This window comes from [Clostridium] symbiosum ATCC 14940 (assembly GCF_000466485.1).
GTDB lineage: Bacteria > Bacillota > Clostridia > Lachnospirales > Lachnospiraceae > Otoolea > Otoolea symbiosa.
On sequence record NZ_KE992830.1, the window covers coordinates 1 to 1,047 of the forward strand.

The window sequence follows — 1,047 nt, forward strand, 5'->3', positions numbered from 1 at the left end:
CCAGAGGTGAGGCAAGGGGGGAAGCGAATCGAGATAAGAGTGAGGGGGAATCTGAGGCTCAGGTATCTCAAAATAAATTAAAACATATAAATAACCGTCATAATCCTAACAGCTATGCTCAGCAGATAAAAAATAGGCCAAAGGCTGATGTCGTGAAAGAATTAGAGAATAAATCTTTCTTTAATAAAGATTGGAGCAAAAAACAAATAGAGGATGCGGTAAATGCAGGATACAAAGAGGCACTAGAAAAAGGAATCTCTTCAGGACAATATACATTTTCTTATGGCGGAGAGAATGTGACTATTGCGTTGGAAAATGGAGGGATAAAGACAGCATTTGGAGATTATAAATATACATATCAACAATTATTAGAATTATTAAAGTAGGTGATTATTTAAATGTTTAAAATTAAATTTAGAATTGTGGATGACATTCAACTATTGAGTACTATTCAAACAAAAATATTCGATGATGAATATGATCAGATTTTGGGCTTTTTCCAGATATCTTTTGGAGCTCATCAAGAGGGGGTATACTATCACGAGAATCAATTGAAGGAAGACGAAGAGGGGAGTGAATTGTTAGATTATTGGTTTGATAAAATATTGCTAGTTGCAATTTTGTTAGACTCAGAATCAGATTATGTTGCATTTAAGGAAATTGAAACCGTTAACCGATGGATTGATTTTACAAAGAGAGATAATAATGTTTTTATCAATGTTGCAGTAGACGATATTTGTCAAAACAATAATTTGATAATCACTGAGAAATATCAGTTTTCTCACATTGAGCCTTTAAATTATGTAATGCCGTATCAGGATTTGAAATGTCAAATATTGGAGGTGTCAGAAAAGTTTCTTACAGAGCTAAATCAGATTAATCCAAATTTATGTAAAACAAAAATATGCAAAGCATTACAACAAAAAATAGATATAATTAAGATTAAGAGTTAGAATTATTCGCCCGGCTTCGCCGGGCGATGTACTCTGACCGGGTGTCATTAAGACACCCGGTCTTTAACCTGCACACTTTTCGACCCTAGTCATA

2 protein-coding genes are annotated in these 1,047 nt (G+C 33.7%); both read left to right on the forward strand.

Annotated features, from left to right (window positions below; genetic code table 11):
• A partial coding sequence (locus CLOSYM_RS03885) for a hypothetical protein (RefSeq protein ID WP_021641039.1) occupies window positions 1-386 on the forward strand: 386 nt, incomplete at its 5' end.
• Window positions 387-398: 12 nt separating this feature from the next.
• On the forward strand, window positions 399-953 hold the full coding sequence (locus CLOSYM_RS03890; protein WP_021641040.1) for a hypothetical protein: 555 nt from the start codon (window positions 399-401) through the stop codon (window positions 951-953).
• Window positions 954-1,047 lie beyond the last annotated feature (94 nt).

Excerpts from the sequence above, each read along its gene's own strand:
- CLOSYM_RS03890 (WP_021641040.1), top strand. The coding sequence starts at position 399 with ATGTTTAAAATTAAATTTAGAATTGTGGATGACATTCAACTATTGAGT.